Annotated in this window: 12 protein-coding genes; 9 read left to right on the top strand and 3 right to left on the bottom strand. The window is 59.2% G+C overall.

Features of this window, described 5'->3' with window-relative positions:
• Positions 1–283: 283 nt before the first annotated feature.
• From ytfQ to yjfF, 4 genes are all read left to right on the top strand, one after another.
• The gene (ytfQ, locus tag J1C59_RS09915; protein ID WP_111140491.1) at positions 284–1,240 is read left to right on the top strand and encodes a galactofuranose ABC transporter, galactofuranose-binding protein YtfQ; all 957 of its coding nucleotides are present in this window, start codon (positions 284–286) and stop codon (positions 1,238–1,240) included.
• 76 nt (positions 1,241–1,316) lie between these two features.
• Positions 1,317–2,837, top strand: coding sequence for a sugar ABC transporter ATP-binding protein (locus J1C59_RS09910; RefSeq protein ID WP_128086528.1), 1,521 nt, complete (start codon positions 1,317–1,319; stop codon positions 2,835–2,837).
• Positions 2,830–3,846 (top strand): galactofuranose ABC transporter, ATP-binding protein YtfT, encoded by a 1,017-nt coding sequence (ytfT, locus tag J1C59_RS09905; protein WP_111140489.1) that lies wholly within the window; start codon positions 2,830–2,832, stop codon positions 3,844–3,846. Before J1C59_RS09910 ends, ytfT begins: the two co-directional genes overlap by 8 nt.
• Complete coding sequence (gene yjfF, locus J1C59_RS09900) at positions 3,843–4,829, top strand: galactofuranose ABC transporter, permease protein YjfF (protein WP_128086527.1); 987 nt, start codon at positions 3,843–3,845, stop codon at positions 4,827–4,829. The genes ytfT and yjfF overlap by 4 nt, the downstream gene beginning before the upstream one ends.
• 1,021 nt (positions 4,830–5,850) lie before the next feature.
• On the opposite strand, the gene araA is transcribed toward yjfF, so the two are convergent.
• Together araA and J1C59_RS09890 are read right to left on the bottom strand one after the other, a co-directional pair.
• Positions 5,851–7,350, bottom strand: coding sequence for an L-arabinose isomerase (araA, locus tag J1C59_RS09895; protein WP_128085838.1), 1,500 nt, complete (start codon positions 7,348–7,350; stop codon positions 5,851–5,853).
• 164 nt (positions 7,351–7,514) lie between these two features.
• Entirely contained in the window at positions 7,515–9,218 is a 1,704-nt protein-coding gene (locus J1C59_RS09890) for a ribulokinase (protein ID WP_128085839.1), read from the bottom strand.
• A 365-nt stretch (positions 9,219–9,583) separates the two neighbouring features.
• Here J1C59_RS09890 and J1C59_RS09885 point away from each other — a divergent pair, with 365 nt between their 5' ends.
• The 5 genes from J1C59_RS09885 (at position 9,584) to J1C59_RS09865 (ending at position 15,446) form a co-directional block, all read left to right on the top strand.
• Positions 9,584–10,567, top strand: a complete 984-nt coding sequence (locus J1C59_RS09885) for an arabinose ABC transporter substrate-binding protein (protein WP_111140485.1) — start codon at positions 9,584–9,586, stop codon at positions 10,565–10,567.
• 99 nt (positions 10,568–10,666) lie between these two features.
• On the top strand, positions 10,667–12,187 hold the full coding sequence (araG, locus tag J1C59_RS09880) for an L-arabinose ABC transporter ATP-binding protein AraG (protein ID WP_128085840.1): 1,521 nt from the start codon (positions 10,667–10,669) through the stop codon (positions 12,185–12,187).
• A gap of 12 nt (positions 12,188–12,199) precedes the next feature.
• A complete protein-coding gene (araH, locus tag J1C59_RS09875; protein ID WP_111140483.1) occupies positions 12,200–13,183 on the top strand; it encodes an L-arabinose ABC transporter permease AraH in 984 nt (327 codons plus the stop codon).
• Between the two features lie 76 nt (positions 13,184–13,259).
• Positions 13,260–14,177, top strand: a complete 918-nt coding sequence (araC, locus tag J1C59_RS09870) for an arabinose operon transcriptional regulator AraC (RefSeq protein WP_111140482.1) — start codon at positions 13,260–13,262, stop codon at positions 14,175–14,177.
• Positions 14,178–14,399: 222 nt separating this feature from the next.
• The gene (locus tag J1C59_RS09865; protein WP_128085841.1) at positions 14,400–15,446 is read left to right on the top strand and encodes an oxidoreductase; all 1,047 of its coding nucleotides are present in this window, start codon (positions 14,400–14,402) and stop codon (positions 15,444–15,446) included.
• Between the two features lie 63 nt (positions 15,447–15,509).
• On the opposite strand, the gene add is transcribed toward J1C59_RS09865, so the two are convergent.
• Positions 15,510–16,505 carry an adenosine deaminase gene (gene add / locus J1C59_RS09860; protein WP_128085842.1) on the bottom strand — a complete coding sequence of 332 codons (996 nt, stop codon included), beginning with the start codon at positions 16,503–16,505 and terminating at the stop codon, positions 15,510–15,512.
• Positions 16,506–16,600: the final 95 nt, after the last annotated feature.

The following is a 16,600-nucleotide window of genomic DNA, read 5'->3' as shown; positions in this document are numbered from 1 at the left end:
GTTAATCGCAAAGCCTATAACCCATTTTGTACGCCTGTCTGTAATCGTTTCCAGTGGCTGGAAACATAAGCGCCTCTGTTTATTACAATTATTTAACGGCCACGGTAGCGAAATTCAGCCGTTTTATCCATAGCTATGCCCTCAACGAAGCGCTCCTGCTGCACGTAACTCCTTTAAATTGCTCTGTTTTGTGAAGTGTGTCGCCATTATGCACCCTTTTTTAGTCCAGTCTAAGCAGGCTCTCTACCCTAAACAGCAATCGCCTTTCAGAGGATAAAAAACTATGTGGAAACGTTTACTTCTGACCACGCTGGTCAGCGCTGCGTTAACCGGCCCAGTGCTCGCTGCGGACATGACGGTGGGCTTCTCGCAGGTCGGTTCTGAATCTGGCTGGCGCTCGGCGGAAACCAACGTCGCGAAAAGCGAAGCCAAAAAACGCGGTATTACCCTGAAGATCGCCGATGGTCAGCAGAAACAGGAGAACCAGATAAAGGCTGTCCGCTCATTCATCGCCCAGGGCGTGGATGCTATTTTTATCGCCCCGGTCGTGCAGACCGGCTGGGAACCGGTTCTGGAAGAAGCAAAAGATGCCAAAATTCCGGTTTACCTGCTGGACCGCGCAATTGTGGTGAAAGACAAATCGCTCTACCAGGCGGTGGTCACGGCGGACAACGTGCTGGAAGGCAAGCTGATCGGCGACTGGCTGGTGAAAACCGTGGGCGACAAGCAGTGTAACGTGGTGGAACTGCAGGGCACCGTGGGCGCCAGCGTGGCGATCGATCGTAAGAAAGGCTTTGCAGAAGCCATCAGCAACCATCCAAACATCAAAGTGATCCGTTCGCAGTCGGGTGACTTTACCCGCAGTAAGGGTAAAGAGGTGATGGAGAGCTTTATCAAGGCGGAGAACAACGGCAAAAACATCTGCATGGTTTACGCGCACAACGATGATATGGCAATCGGTGCCATCCAGGCGATTAAAGAAGCGGGCCTGAAACCGGGCAAGGATATTCTGACCGGTTCGATTGATGGAGTGCCGGATATCTATAAAGCGATGCTGGCCGGTGAGGCCAACGCCAACGTAGAGCTGACCCCGAATATGGCGGGTCCGGCGTTTGATGCGCTGGAGAAGTTTAAGAAAGATGGCACGCTGCCGCCCAAAGTGATCAAGACCGAGTCGAAGCTGTTCCTGCCTGCTGATGCGCAGAAGGAGCTGGAAACCAAAAAAGGCATGGGTTACTGATCCCCCCGTCAGCCTCAGACCAGCCGCAGACCGCCCCACAGGGCGGTTTTTCCTGACGTAAGGCGGAGTGAGCAGAATGACCACGCAAAGTGAAACACCGCTGTTATCCATCCACGGCATCAGCAAAGGTTTTCCCGGCGTTAAGGCCCTTAATAATGTCTCTTTTGATATTCGCAAAGGGGAGATTATGGCGCTGCTGGGTGAAAACGGTGCCGGTAAATCCACCCTGATCAAAGTGCTGACCGGCGTTTACAGCCGGGATGCCGGCACCATTACCCTGAACGGTAAGCCCATCACGCCGCACAATACGGCGCAGGCGCAGGAGATGGGCATCGGCACCGTCTATCAGGAAGTGAATATGCTGCCGAACATGTCGGTGGCGGATAACCTCTACATTGGCCGTGAGCCGCGCCGTTTTGGCCTGATTGACCGTCGCCGGATGGTGCGGGATGCCGACGCTCTGATGCGGAACTACGGCTTTTCCCTCGATGTCACCCGTCCGCTGGGCCACTACTCGGTGGCGATGCAGCAGATTATTGCTATCTGCCGTGCGGTTGACCTGTCGGCGCAGGTGTTAATCCTCGATGAGCCGACCGCCAGCCTTGATGCCAGCGAAGTTGAAATGCTGTTTACCCTGATGGCGCAGTTAAAAGCCCGCGGGATGAGCCTGATTTTTGTGACCCATTTTCTGGACCAGGTGTACCGGATTACCGATCGGATTACCGTGCTGCGCAACGGGCAGTATATCGCCACCCATGACACCGCCACGCTGCCGCAGATCGAGCTAATTAAGCTGATGCTGGGGCGTGAACTGCTGGAGACGGCGCTGCAGCGCCAGGGCAGTACGCTGCGCAGTAATCAGCCGGTGGTGTCGTTTGAAGATTATGGCCGGAAAGGCACCATCGAGCCGTTTAACCTCGCGGTGCGTCCGGGTGAAGTCGTGGGCCTGGCGGGACTGCTGGGATCGGGCCGAACCGAAACCGCGGAGGTGCTGTTTGGTATTCGTCGGGCCGATCGCGGAACCGCGACGATCAAGGGCAAAGTTCAGCGCATCCCCAACCCGGCGAAAGCCTCGCAGCTGGGGATGGGGTTTTGTCCGGAAGATCGCAAGACGGACGGGATTATCGGCGCGGCGTCGGTGCGGGAAAATATCATCCTCGCGCTGCAGGCGCAGCGCGGCTGGTTACGGCCGATTAAGCGGCGCGAGCAGCAGGCGATTGCCGACCGTTTTATCAAGAGTCTGGGCATCCGCACGCCGCACGCCGAACAGCCGGTGGAGCTGCTATCGGGCGGCAACCAGCAGAAGGTGCTGCTGTCGCGCTGGCTGGTTACGAAACCGCAGTTTCTGATCCTCGACGAACCCACACGCGGCATCGATGTGGGTGCCCACGCCGAGATTATTCGTCTGATTGAATCCCTGTGCGCCGATGGTCTGGCGCTGCTGGTGATCTCCTCTGAACTCGAAGAGCTGGTAGGTTATGCCGATCGGGTGTTGATCATGCGCGATCTGAAGCAGGTGGCAGAGATTCCGCTGGAGCAGCTTTCGGTGGCGTCGATCGTCAATGCTATCGCGGACGGAGGGGTACAACATGCTTGAGTCGCCTATGTCATCTGAAAAAACGCCACGTCGTAAGCTGAAGTTTCCCTCCGGGATGCCACAGATTGCCGCGCTGCTGCTGGTGCTGTTGATCGACAGCCTGGTCGCCAGTAACTTTTTTGCCGTGCATCTGCAGGATGGGCGTCTGTTTGGCAGTCCGATCGATATTCTTAACCGTGCGGCACCGGTGGCGCTGCTGGCGATCGGGATGACGCTGGTCATCGCCACGGGCGGTATCGATCTTTCCGTAGGGGCTGTGATGGCCATTGCGGGGGCGACTGCCGCCACGCTGACCGTGGCCGGCCACGGCGTGCCCTTTATTATCCTCGCCACGCTGGGCACCGGTTTACTCTGTGGCTTGTGGAACGGGGTGCTGGTGGCGCTGCTGCGGATCCAGCCGTTCGTGGCCACGCTGATTCTGATGGTGGCCGGGCGCGGTATCGCGCAGCTGATCACCCAGGGGCAGATTGTGACCTTCGACAGCGACAGTCTCGGCTGGTTTGGTAATGGCTCGCTGTGGATGTTGCCGGTGCCGGTCTGGATCACGCTGGTGGTGGCGCTGGCGGTCTGGCTGCTGACGCGCAAGACCGCGCTGGGGCTGTTTATCGAAGCGGTGGGGATCAATCTGCGTGCGGCCCGCAACGCGGGTGTGACCGGCTGGCTGGTGGTGATGTCCACCTATGCGATCAGCGGCGTCTGTGCCGCCGTTGCCGGTCTGATCGTGGCGGCGGATATTCGCGGCGCGGATGCCAATAACGCCGGTTTATGGCTGGAGCTGGATGCGATTCTGGCCGTGGTGATTGGCGGGGCGTCGCTGATGGGCGGTCGCTTCAATCTGGTGCTGTCGCTGATTGGTGCGCTGATTATCCAGTCGATGAATACCGGGATTCTGCTCTCCGGTTTTCCGCCGGAGCTGAATCAGGTGGTGAAAGCGGTGGTGGTGATGTGCGTGCTGTTACTGCAGTCACCGCGGTTTATTGCGATGCTGAAACGGAGGCGTCCGACATGATTAAACGTCATCTTCCGCTGATGATTACGCTGCTGGTGTTTGTGGCGGGTTATCTGTTCTGTCTGAGCCAGTTTCCGGGCTTCGCCTCCACGCGGGTGATCTGCAATATTCTGACCGACAACGCGTTCCTGGGCATTATCGCTGTCGGCATGACCTTTGTGATTTTATCCGGTGGGATCGATCTGTCGGTTGGCGCGGTAATCGCGTTTACCGGCGTGTTTCTGGCGCGCGCGATTGGCGATTTCCATATCAATCCGCTGCTGGCGTTTGTGCTGATTCTGTCGATGGGGGCGCTGTTCGGGGCCATGATGGGCTGGCTGATTGATGCCCTGAAGATCCCGGCCTTTATTATTACGCTGGCGGGGATGTTTTTCCTGCGCGGATGCAGCTATCTGGTGTCGGAGAATTCGATTCCTATCGATCACCCGTTCTATACACTGCTTTCCGGTCTGGCGTGGAAAGTGCCGGGCGGCGGGCGCCTCAGCCTGTTGGCGGTGATTATGCTGGTGGTGGTCGTGGGCGGGATTATTCTGGCACACCGCACCCGTTTTGGTAACCGGGTTTACGCCATCGGCGGCAACCTGACGTCGGCGCAGCTGATGGGGGTATCGACCCGTGCCACCACCATTAAGATCTATATGCTTTCGACCACGCTGGCGACGCTGGCCGGGATTGTCTTTTCGATCTATACCTCGGCGGGTTATGCGCTGGCCGGGCTGGGTGTGGAGCTGGATGCGATTGCCTCGGTGGTGATCGGCGGTACGCTGCTGTCGGGCGGGGTCGGAACGGTATTGGGAACGCTGTTTGGAGTGCTGATTCAGGGGCTGATTCAGACCTGGATCAATTTCGACGGTACGCTGAGTTCGTGGTGGACCAAGATCGCTATCGGGATTCTGCTGTTTGCGTTTATCGCCCTGCAGCGGTTACTGACCGTGATCTGGGATCGTCAGCAGAATGCCCCGGTTAAGCGACTCACTTCCTGATTGTTCAGTTTCGGGATAAGAGGCGGCTCTCAGGAGCCGCCTTTTTGCTGCGCCAGATGCAGCACCCTCATCGTAACCTTTTCCCCCATGATTTGCCGCTGTTCCACTTTCATTGCTCAGCAATTTTGACGCTCCCGGCAGGCCGTTGACAGGCCATGCCATTCCTGGTGGGGATCCAATTTTTTTATGTGAGTGCTTTATCGTTGCAAAGAAAACCTTCGCGGGTGGCCGGGGTGCAGGGTCAGGAAAGGCCTGCCTGACCGCAAAGAATTCCCGCATCCCTGCGGATCGGCCGCGCCATCCCTGCCGCGGACGCTTTTATCTTCAGGCATGCCGTTCCTGCCCGGTCGGGCCTGGGTGCTGCTTTAAGGGCTGAGGTGGCGTTCTGGAGGGCGTGAGAAGATCTGAGCGGGGCGTTTGGGTTGAGCTCTCTTTGCCGGAGGGATAATTAAAAACCCTCGCGGGTGGCCGGGGTGCAGGGTCAGGAAAGGCCTGCCTGACCGCAAAGGATTCCCGCATCCCTGCGGATCGGCCACGCCATCCCTGGCGCGGACGCTTTGCTCTTCAGGCATGCCGTTCCTGCCCGGCCGGGCTTGGGTGCTGCTTTGTGGTCTGAGGTGGCGTTTCCTTACGCAGGGGAGTCGGCTGTTCGGAGTGTTCGGGCAGAAGTCTGTATGTAAGGTGTTAAAAAGCGAACCCTCGCGGGTGGCTGGGGTGCAGGGTCAGGAAAGGCCTGCCTGACCGCAAAGGAATCCCGCATCCCTGCGGATCGGCCACGCCATCCCTGGCGCGGACGCTTTGCTCTTCAGGCATACCTTTCCTGCCCGGTCGGGCTTTGGTGCGGCTTTATGAGCAGGGCTGACGTTCCTGAACGTGAGGGTGGCGGGTCTGAGGAAGGGATTAACCGCGACTTTACGGCACGCCGCCGTTCCGGATCGCATAGCATTAGGATTGAAACAGGGCGCCTTTCAACCCCTGCACTTCGCGTGTCGCAGAGGCGAAAGGCACCGCTAAACCCTGATTAACGTTTCAGGCGGTAGTACGCTTCATTCCAGCGCAGTGCATCTTTAAAGGCAGGCAACCGGGTGTGCTCATCAATCACCAGCACTTCGATGTCGTTCATCTCACCATACAGATACATATCCTCCAGCGTCAGCGCCTGGCTGAACACCGTATGGTGCGCGCCGCCGCCCAGAATCCACGCTTCGGAAGCGGTCGCCAGTGACGGCTGAGCTTTCCACAGTGCGCGTGCCACCGGCAGCTTCGGCAGCGGTTTTGGTTGTTCGATCGCATCGACCACGTTCACCAGCAGACGGAAACGATCGCCCATGTCGATCACGCTGGCGTTAATTGCCCGGCCCGCCGGGGTGGAGAAGATCATGCGGGCCGGATCGGCTTTGTCACCGATGCCCAGGAACTGCACATCGATTAACGGCTTCTCTTCGATGGCGATCGACGGGCAGACTTCCAGCATGTGTGAGCCGAGTACCAGATCGTTGCCTGGCGAGAAGTGATAGGTGTAATCCTCCATGAAGGAGGTGCCACCTTTACGATCCCCGGCCATGACTTTGAAAATGCGCAGCAGGGCAGCGGTTTTCCAGTCACCTTCGCCGGCAAATCCGTAACCCCTGGCCATCAGGCGCTGAACCGCCAGGCCTGGCAGCTGCGTCATGCCGTGCAGCGTCTGGAAGTTGGTGGTAAAGGCGTGGCAGCCTTCCGCTTCAAGAAAACGGGTCAGACCGAGTTCGATACGCGCCGCATCCAGCACGTTCTGACGCTTTTCACCGCCGGACGCAGCGACATCGGTAAAGCGGTAGAGGCTCTCATATTCGTCGATCAGCGCATTCACATCACCGTCGCTGACGCCATTAATGACCTCCACCAGATCGCCGACGCCCCAGCCGTTTACCGCATAGCCAAACTGAATCTGTGCGGCCACTTTATCGCCTTCGGTCACGGCCACTTCACGCATGTTGTCGCCAAACCGGGCAACTTTCAGCTGCTGGCTTTCCTGTTTCGCCAGGGCGGCACGCATCCAGTTCCCCAGACGCTGCTGGCTGGCGCTGTCCTGCCAGTGACCCGTCACCACGCTGTGTTGCAGGCCCATCCGCGCGCCGATGAAGCCGAACTCGCGGCCGCCGTGCGCCGTCTGGTTCAGGTTCATAAAGTCCATGTCCATGCTGTCCCACGGGATCTCTGCATTGAACTGGGTATGGAACTGCAGCAGCGGCTTGTTGAGGATGCTCAGGCCCCCGATCCACATTTTGGCCGGAGAGAAGGTGTGCAGCCAGGTAATGATACCGACGCACTGCGGGTCGAAATTGGCGTCGCGGCACAGAGCCAGCGCTTCATCCGGCGATTTCACCAGCGGTTTCAGCGTCAGGCGTAGCGGTAAGCCGGTCTGATTAAGGCCTTCGACGACCTGACGGGCATGTTGTTCAACCTGGCGTAATGTTTCCGCCCCGTAGAGGTGTTGTGTGCCGATGACGAACCACACGCTGTAGCTGTTTGACTGTTCCATACATCACTCCTTAACTTTTCGCCTATCCCAATAGGCTGTTTAATTTGTCTGTCTGAATCCGGGCGGCGCACACAGGCTGTTTTAGCCACCTGAAGGGGCGAGCGCAGCGAGTAATCCTCACGTACGCCGTGTGCGCCTGCCCGTGTCCAGACTGTCTGTAACCATTACGCCTGCCGGGACGGGCTGGTCGCGGAAGCGGGACGCGCGGCATATTGCGGTTCAGCCGCTACGCACCACTGTTGATAGCGTTGATAAAGGTGTTGATAGCGGGCGACGCGGGTCGGATCGGGCTGCAGGGTGACGGCAATCGGGCTGGCCATGACCTGCTGTGCATCCGGGACGCTGGCGTGAACGCCGGCGGCGACGGCGGCAAAGATCGCCGCACCCAGCGCGCAGCATTCATCAGAGGCGACGATATCCAGTGGCCGGTTCATGACGTCGCAGCAGGCCTGCATAATGGCCGGGGATTTGCGGGCAATGCCGCCCAGCGTCAGGATGCTCTCCACCGGGATCTGCTGCTGTTCAAAGCACTCCATGATGGCGCGCGCGCCGAAGGCGGTCGCCGCGACCAGACCACCAAACAACGCCGGTGCGTCGGTTCCCAGATTGAGATCTGTGATAACCCCTTTCAGTCGCTGGTTGGCATTCGGCGTGCGGCGACCATTGAACCAGTCGAGCACCACCGGCAGATGATCGAGCTGCGGATTCGCCGCCCAGGCTTCGGTCAGATCTTTAATCAGGCTCTTCTGCATCTCCGCCAGTTGCGGCTTCAGCGCCGGATGCTGCTGCGCCGCCAGCTGCAGCGGCCAGCCCAGTAAGCGGCTGAACCAGGCGTAGATATCACCAAAGGCGGACTGACCCGCCTCCAGCCCGATCGCACCGGGCATGACGCTGCCATCGACCTGGCCGCAGATGCCTTTGATGTCGCGATCGCCGACCTGCTCAGCATCAGCAATCAGGATGTCGCAGGTTGAGGTGCCAATGACTTTCACCAGCGTATAAGGTTTCGCGCCACCACCGACGGCACCCATATGGCAGTCGAACGCGCCACCGGAGATCGTGACGCTCTGCGTCAGGCCCAGACGCTGTGCCCATTCCGGACTAAGCGTGCCGACCGGCAGATCCGCCGTCCAGGTATCGGTAAAGAGCGGGGCATCGAGCTGCTGCGTTAACAGCGGGTCGAGCGCATTGAGAAAATCGGCATCGGGCAGACCGTTCCAGTCGCCGTGCCACAGCGCCTTGTGCCCGGCAGCACAGCGGCCGCGGCGCAGTTTATCCGGTGCGGTCGTGCCGCTGAGCAGGGCGGGCACCCAGTCGCACAGCTCGACCCAGGAGACTGCCGCCTCGCGCACGGCGGCGTCTTCGCGCGAGACGTGCAGGATCTTTGCCCAGAACCACTCTGAGGAGTAGATGCCGCCGATGTAGCGGCTGTAATCCTGGAAGCGGCCGCTGTGACAGAGCTGATTGATCTCTTCCGCTTCTTCTATGGCGGTGTGATCTTTCCACAGGACAAACATCGCATTGGGGTTGTCGGCGAACTCCGGCCGCAGCGCCAGCACATGGCCCTCACGGTCAATCGGCGCGGGGGTGGAGCCGGTGCTGTCCACGCCGATACCGACCACGGCGCGGCGCTGATCGTCGCTCAGTGCATTCAGCACGCCAAGCAGCGCCTGCTCCATGGCATCAATGTAATCCTGCGGATGATGACGAAAACGGTTGGTGTGTGGATCGCTGTATAAGCCCTGTTGCCAGCGCGGGTAGTTCGATACCGCACTCTGCAGCTCTTTGCCGCTGTGACAATCCACGGCCAGCGCACGCACCGAATCACTACCAAAATCCAGCCCAAGGGTGATGGCTCCAGCACGCATTGGAATCTCCTGTGATGAGTTAACTCCTGTATCCTGGGTTCGGCGCGCCGGAACGGTTAGTCATGGCTGGCTGACAATATGCACTTTTCTGTCATCGGCAGTGATTTTGTGATCCATTGCAAAAGTTAAGGTCCGGTTAAATTTGCTGAATATATGGATCATTTTGTCGTGATTTTAAGATGTGATACCGCTCTACATTTTTCTTCGCTAATCCCGCTAAAACTAGCCCAGCGTCTGCACAGGCTGACCGTTTACAGCAGCCTAACGCACTGATTTATGGCTGTACCCACAAAACAAAACTAACTGGTAGCGTTTACACCGATTCGTTATTAGCAGCGAAAAATAACCTGGTACCGGAGAGCATCATGCATAAATTCACTAAAGCATTCGCGGCCATCGGCCTGGCAGCGGTTATGTCACAATCCGCTATCGCCGAGACCATGAAGCTGGGTTTTTTAGTCAAGCAACCAGAAGAACCCTGGTTCCAGACGGAATGGAAATTCGCCGATAAGGCGGGCAAAGATCTTGGCTTTGACGTCATCAAAATTGCCGTGCCGGATGGGGAAAAAACCCTGAATGCCATCGACAGCCTCGCGGCCAACGGTGCGAAAGGTTTTGTGATCTGTACGCCCGATCCGAAACTCGGCTCGGCCATCATGGCGAAAGCGCGCGGCTACGGCCTGAAAGTCATCGCGGTCGACGATCAGTTCGTGACGGCCAAAGGCAAACCGATGGACACCGTGCCGCTGGTGATGATGGCGGCGACTAAAATTGGTGAGCGTCAGGGTCAGGAACTCTATAAAGAGATGCAGAAGCGCGGCTGGGATGTGAAAACCACCGGCGTGATGGCGATTACGGCTAACGAACTGGATACCGCCCGTCGTCGCACCGGCGGCTCCATGGACGCGCTGAAGGCGGCCGGTTTCCCGGCCGGACAGATCTATCAGGTCCCGACCAAATCCAACGATATCCCTGGCGCGTTTGACGCCGGTAACTCCCTGCTGGTTCAGCATCCTGAAATCAAACACTGGCTGATTGTCGGCATGAATGACAACACCGTGCTGGGTGGCGTGCGCGCCACAGAAGGTCAGGGCTTCAAGGCGGCTGACGTTATCGGCATCGGTATCAACGGCGTGGATGCGGTCAGCGAACTGTCGAAAGACAAAGCGACCGGCTTCTACGGCTCGCTGCTGCCAAGCCCGGATATCCACGGCTATAAGAGCAGCCAGATGCTCTACAACTGGGTCAGCAAAGGTGAAGAACCGGCGAAATTCACCGAAGTGACCGATGTGGTGCTGATCACCCGTGACAACTTCAAAACTGAACTGGCGAAAAAAGGACTGATGTAACCCTGAGCCTGTCAGGCGCGTTGCCGCCTGGCATCCTGCGTAGCCGATTTCGCGTCGCCCGTTTTAACCGGCTGGCGGCGCGGAAGAGTGAGGATCCACATGAACACTGATTCAGCATTTCTGTCGTTTCATGGCATCAGTAAAACCTTTCCTGGCGTGAAAGCGCTGCAGGATATCTCTTTCGACTGCCGCGGCGGTGAAGTCCATGCGCTGATGGGCGAAAACGGCGCGGGCAAATCGACGCTGTTAAAAATACTCAGCGGCAGTTATCAGCCAAGCGGCGGTGAGATTCGTATCAAAGGCCAGCCGATGAACTTTCAGCGCACCACGGATGCGCTGGACGCGGGCGTGGCCATAATCTACCAGGAACTGCATCTGGTGCCGGAAATGAGCGTGGCGGAGAATATCTACCTCGGTCAGATCCCCCATAAACACGGGCTGGTGAACCGTAAGCTGATGCGTTACGAAGCGGGCCTGCAACTGAAAAATCTCGGCATGGATATCGATCCGGATATGCCGCTGAAATACCTGTCGCTGGGGCAGTGGCAGATGGTGGAGATTGCCAAGGCGCTGGCGCGTAACGCGCGCATCATCGCCTTCGATGAGCCGACCAGCTCCCTGTCGGCGCGTGAGATCGACAACCTGTTCCGCGTCATCCGCCAGCTCCGTGAGGAGGGCCGGGTGGTGCTCTACGTTTCACACCGTATGGAAGAGATCTTTGCCCTCAGCGATGCCATCACCGTCTTCAAGGATGGCCGCTACGTGCGCACCTTCACCGATATGGCGAACACCCATCACGACGATCTGGTGCAGGCGATGGTGGGCCGTAATCTCGGTGACATCTATGGCTACACGCCGCGCGCGAAAGGCGCGGTACGGCTGGAGCTGGATAAGGTCGAAGCGAAGGGCGTCCGTACGCCAGTTTCGCTGAAGGTACACGCCGGTGAAATCGTCGGGCTGTTTGGCCTGGTAGGTGCCGGACGCAGTGAACTGCTGAAAGGGCTGTTTGGCGGCACCCGTCTGCGTGGCGGACAGGTGATCCTGGATGGCAAGCCGCTGCCACTGCGCGAGCCGATCGACGCCATTCGTGCGGGCATTATGCTCTGCCCGGAAGATCGCAAAGCCGAGGGGATCATTCCGGTGCATTCGGTGCGCGATAACATCAATATCAGCGCCCGCCGTCACAACCTGACCGCGGGCTGCCTGATCAAAAACGGCTGGGAAAACAAAAACGCCGACAGCCACATCCGCTCGCTGAACATCAAAACGCCCAGCGCCGATCAGCTGATCATGAACCTCTCCGGCGGCAACCAGCAGAAGGCGATTCTGGGACGCTGGCTGTCGGAAGAGATGAAGGTGATCCTGCTGGATGAGCCGACGCGCGGCATTGACGTCGGGGCCAAACACGAGATCTATAACCTGATTTATCAGCTGGCGAACCGGGGCATCGCGGTGCTGTTCGCCTCCAGCGATTTACCGGAAGTGATGGGCCTGGCCGATCGCATCGTGGTGATGCGCGAAGGCGCCATCGCCGGTGAACTGCTGCACGACGACGCCACGGAGCAGCAGACGCTGAGCCTGGCGATGCCTAAAACCACTCAAGCGGCCGCCGTGGCCTGACAGGAGAGCATCATGGCTTCATCCACGACCTCAAATACGCCGCAGCCTGCATCACGCGGCGGACTGCAGTTAGGTCGCATCTGGGACAACTTCGGCATGCTGGTCGTTTTTGCGCTGCTGTTTATTGTCTGTGCGATCTTCGTGCCGAACTTTGGCTCCTTTATCAATATGAAAGGCCTGGGGCTGGCGATGTCGATGTCCGGCATGGTCGCCTGCGGCATGCTGTTCTGCCTGGCGTCCGGGGATTTTGACCTGTCGGTTGCCTCGGTCATCGCCTGCGCGGGCGTGGTCACCGCCGTGGTGATCAACATGACCGAAAGCCTGTGGATTGGCGTCGCGGCCGGTCTGGTGCTGGGGATGATCACGGGCTTTATCAACGGCTTCGTGATTGCCCGGCTGAAGATCAACGCCCTGATCACCACGCTGGCGACGATGCAGATCGTACGCGGTCTGGCCTATATCTTCTCCGACGGTAAAGCGGTCGGCATCGAAGATGAGCGCTTTTTTGCGCTGGGCTTCGCTAACTGGCTGGGCGTACCGGCGCCGATCTGGCTGACCCTGGCGACGATGCTGATCTTCGGTTTCCTGCTCAACAAAACCACCTTTGGCCGTAACACGCTGGCCATCGGCGGCAATGAAGAGGCGGCGCGGCTGGCGGGCGTGCCGGTGGTGCGCACCCGCATCATCATCTTTATCCTCTCCGGTCTGGTGTCGGCGGCGGCGGGCATCATCCTGGCGTCACGCATGACCAGCGGCCAGCCGATGACCTCAATCGGCTATGAGCTGGTGGTGATCTCAGCCTGCGTGCTGGGCGGCGTTTCGCTGAAGGGGGGGATCGGCAAAATCTCCTATGTTGTGGCCGGGGTACTGATCCTGGGCACGGTTGAGAATGCGATGAATTTATTGAATATCTCGCCATTCTCACAGTATGTGGTGCGCGGTCTGATACTGTTAGCTGCGGTGATATTTGACCGTTACAAACAGAAAAAAGCCTGATTGCGCGAGTCGTTGGCCCGCAGATGCAGCCTTCTTTGCGGGCTATCCGGACAATAACAGACTGAGTGAGGGTGCTATGTATCACCGTGAATTACCGGCCGAACAGCAAAACCCCTTGTTGCCGGGCTATTCATTTAATGCCTGGCTGGTAGCGGGCCTGACCCCGATTACCGCCGATGGCCCGCTCGATTTCTTTATCGATCGTCCGCACGGCATGAAAGGTTACATTCTGAATCTCACCATCAAAGGGAAGGGACGGGTATTCGACGGCGAGCGGGCATTCGACTGCGAACCGGGCGAACTGCTGCTGTTCCAGCCCAAAACCGCCCACTATTATGGCCGCGCGCCGGACAGCCCGCAGTGGTTCCATCGCTGGGTCTATTTCCGTCCGCGCGCCTACTGGCAGGACTGGCTGCGCTGGCAGGATGAGCAGGAGGGCGTGGGACGCCTGCTGCTGCCGGAATCGCTGCGCGGCGAGTTCGACCGCCTGTTTGCCAGCATCGAACAGACCCACAACTCCGGCCGCCGCTTTGCGGAAGAGCTGGCGATGAACCTGCTGGAACGGCTCCTGCTGCGCGCCGTCGAAGAAGATCCGCGCAGCCATCAGCTGATCCGCGATCCCCGCGTCATCGAAGCCTGTCAGTATGTCACCAACCATCTCGCCAGCGAGGTCAGAATCGAGGAGGTGGCGCGTCATGTCTGTCTGTCGCCGTCACGGCTGGCGCATCTGTTCCGCGAGCAGATGGGCGTTAACCTGCTGCGCTGGCGGGAAGATCAGCGGGTGATCCGTGCCAAACTGCTGCTGCAGACCACCCAGGAACCGATCGCCTCGGTCGGGCGTGAAGTGGGCTACGACGACCAGCTCTACTTTTCGCGGGTGTTCCGCAAGCGGGTCGGCGTCAGCCCCAGCGACTTCCGCCGCCGTAATCAGGATGCCCACGACAGCCTCGCGGCACAGACCGCCTGGCCTTTAGCGCGGAGTGCTATCTCTTAGTTTTTTCGGGAAATTCCTCCTTGTTCGCATCCGGTTGATCGTCTTAAATCAATCAGGTTAGCGACAACATACCTGACCCATCTGGCGGCTCCCGACGTCAGTCCCATGCCGCGCAGTGCGCTCTCCTCACAGTTATCCGTCGGTGTGGGGGGGCTGCACGGTGCGTGCACGGACTGTCGGTCGCTGTTTCACCGGATGGGCCTGGCTCTGAGAGGAAGCAAAATGAGCGATAAATTACGTGTGGGTCTGATCGGCTACGGTTTTGCCAGTAAAACGTTTCACGCCCCGCTGATTGCGGGAACGCCGGACGTGGAGCTGGCTGCGATTTCCAGTAGCGACGCCAGCAAAGTCCACGCCGACTGGCCTGGCGTTCAGGTGGTGGCCGATCCTCAGGCGCTGCTGGATGACCCGACGCTGCAGCTGATTGTGATCCCCACCCCGAACGATACGCACTTCCCGCTGGCCAAAGCCGCGCTGAATGCTGGCAAGCATGTTGTGGTCGATAAGCCGTTTACCGTGACGTTGTCACAGGCGCGTGAACTGGATGCGCTGGCGAAAGCGAAAGGGCTGCTGCTCTCCGTGTTCCACAACCGCCGCTGGGACAGCGACTTCCTGACGCTGAAATCGCTGCTTGAAGCCGGTACGCTGGGCGAGGTGCGCTATTTTGAGTCGCACTTTGACCGCTTCCGTCTGGAAGTCCGCAATCGCTGGCGCGAAATGAAGGGCGCAGGCAGCGGCATCTGGTACGACCTGGGGCCGCATCTGCTGGACCAGGCGCTGCAGCTGTTTGGCCCGCCGGTCGCCATCACTGTCGATCTGGCGGAGATGCGGCCGGGCGCGCAGACCACGGACTACTTCCATGCCACGCTGACCTATCCACAGCGCCGTGTGGTGCTGCACGCCAGCATGCTGGTGGCGGCGGAGTCCGCCCGCTATACGGTGCACGGCACCCGCGGCAGCTACATCAAATATGGGCTGGACCCGCAGGAAGATCGTCTGAAATCCGGTGACTTCCCGCCGCAGGCGGACTGGGGCTACGACATGCGCGATGGCACCCTGACGCTGGTAGAGGGCGATGCGCTGAATGAAACCACGCAGCTGACGCAGCCGGGCAACTATCCGGCTTATTATGCGGCAGTGCGCGAGGCGATCGCCGGACGGGGCAATAACCCGGTTACGGCGGAAGAGGCGATTCAGGTGATGGAGCTGATCGAGCTGGGTCTGCAATCCGCCGAGAAGCGCCAGACGATGTCGCTGAAGCGCGTCTGATCGCCGGATAAGAGAGCAAGCAGAACGGGCCGGATAAACGGCCCGTTTTTTTGCGCGACGGGATTACTGGACGCGGGCGCGAATGGCCGCTTTCTCGGCCTCGCTGAGGAAGGCGATCGTCAGGCCATTTTCCTGCGCCTGACGGATCTGCGCGGCGCTCAGGCCTGCGGCTGGGGCCGCATGATGATACTCATGGGCCAGCTCAATGCCCTGAACCGCCGGGTCGTCGGTGTTAATGGTCGCCAGAATGCCGTGCTCAAGGAAGGTCTTCAGCGGATGCTGCGCCAGAGACGGCACGGTGCTGGTCTGGATGTTGGAGGTCAGGCAGGATTCGATGCCAATGCGATGCTCCGCCAGGAAGTCCATCAGCGCCCGATCCTCGATCGCTTTCACGCCGTGACCGATACGCTCCGCGCCCAGCTCACGAATCGCCTGCCAGATGCTCTCCGGACCGGCAGCTTCGCCCGCATGCACGGTCACGCGGAAACCCGCATCGCGCGCCCGCGTGAAGTGGCTCAGGAATTCGCTGCCGGGGAAGCCCAGCTCATCACCCGCCAGATCGACCGCGGTGATGTGATCCCGATGCGCCAGTAATCCCTCCAGCTCGTTGAGGCAGGCCTCTTCACCGAAGGTCCGGCTCATGATCCCGATCAGACGCACGTCGATATCGTGCTGCTGACGACCGGCGCGCACGCCGTCAATGACCGCTTCCACCACCCCGGCGATGGGCAGGTTGTGGGTCATCGCCATGTAACCGGGGGAAAAACGGAGCTCAGCGTAGTGAATACCGGCGCGGGCGGCATCTTCAATATTCTCGCGGGCGATGCGGCGGCAGGCATCCAGATCGCCCAGCACTTTTACGCCCCAGTCGAGCTTCTGCAGAAAACTCACGAGGTCAGGCTCGTTCTGGCCCACCTGGACGTGCGGACGCAGCGTTTCCAGCGTGGAAGCGGGCAGGTCAAGATTAAACTGGCGGCCTAAATCAAGGATGGTCTGTGCACGGATGTTGCCATCGAGGTGGCGATGAATATCAGTCAGGGGAATTTTGGAATCGATCATGGTGCACTCGCTCAGTTGTCAGTGACGTGCAGAGCATTATAAAAATATCATGCGCAACAGCGCCAGTTATTTGCGCAAACGGCGCCGCCGGATGC

The sequence above is a fragment of the Pantoea deleyi genome (assembly GCF_022647325.1).
Taxonomy (GTDB): Bacteria; Pseudomonadota; Gammaproteobacteria; order Enterobacterales; family Enterobacteriaceae; genus Pantoea; species Pantoea deleyi.
This window is presented reverse-complemented; position numbering and strand designations above follow the sequence as displayed.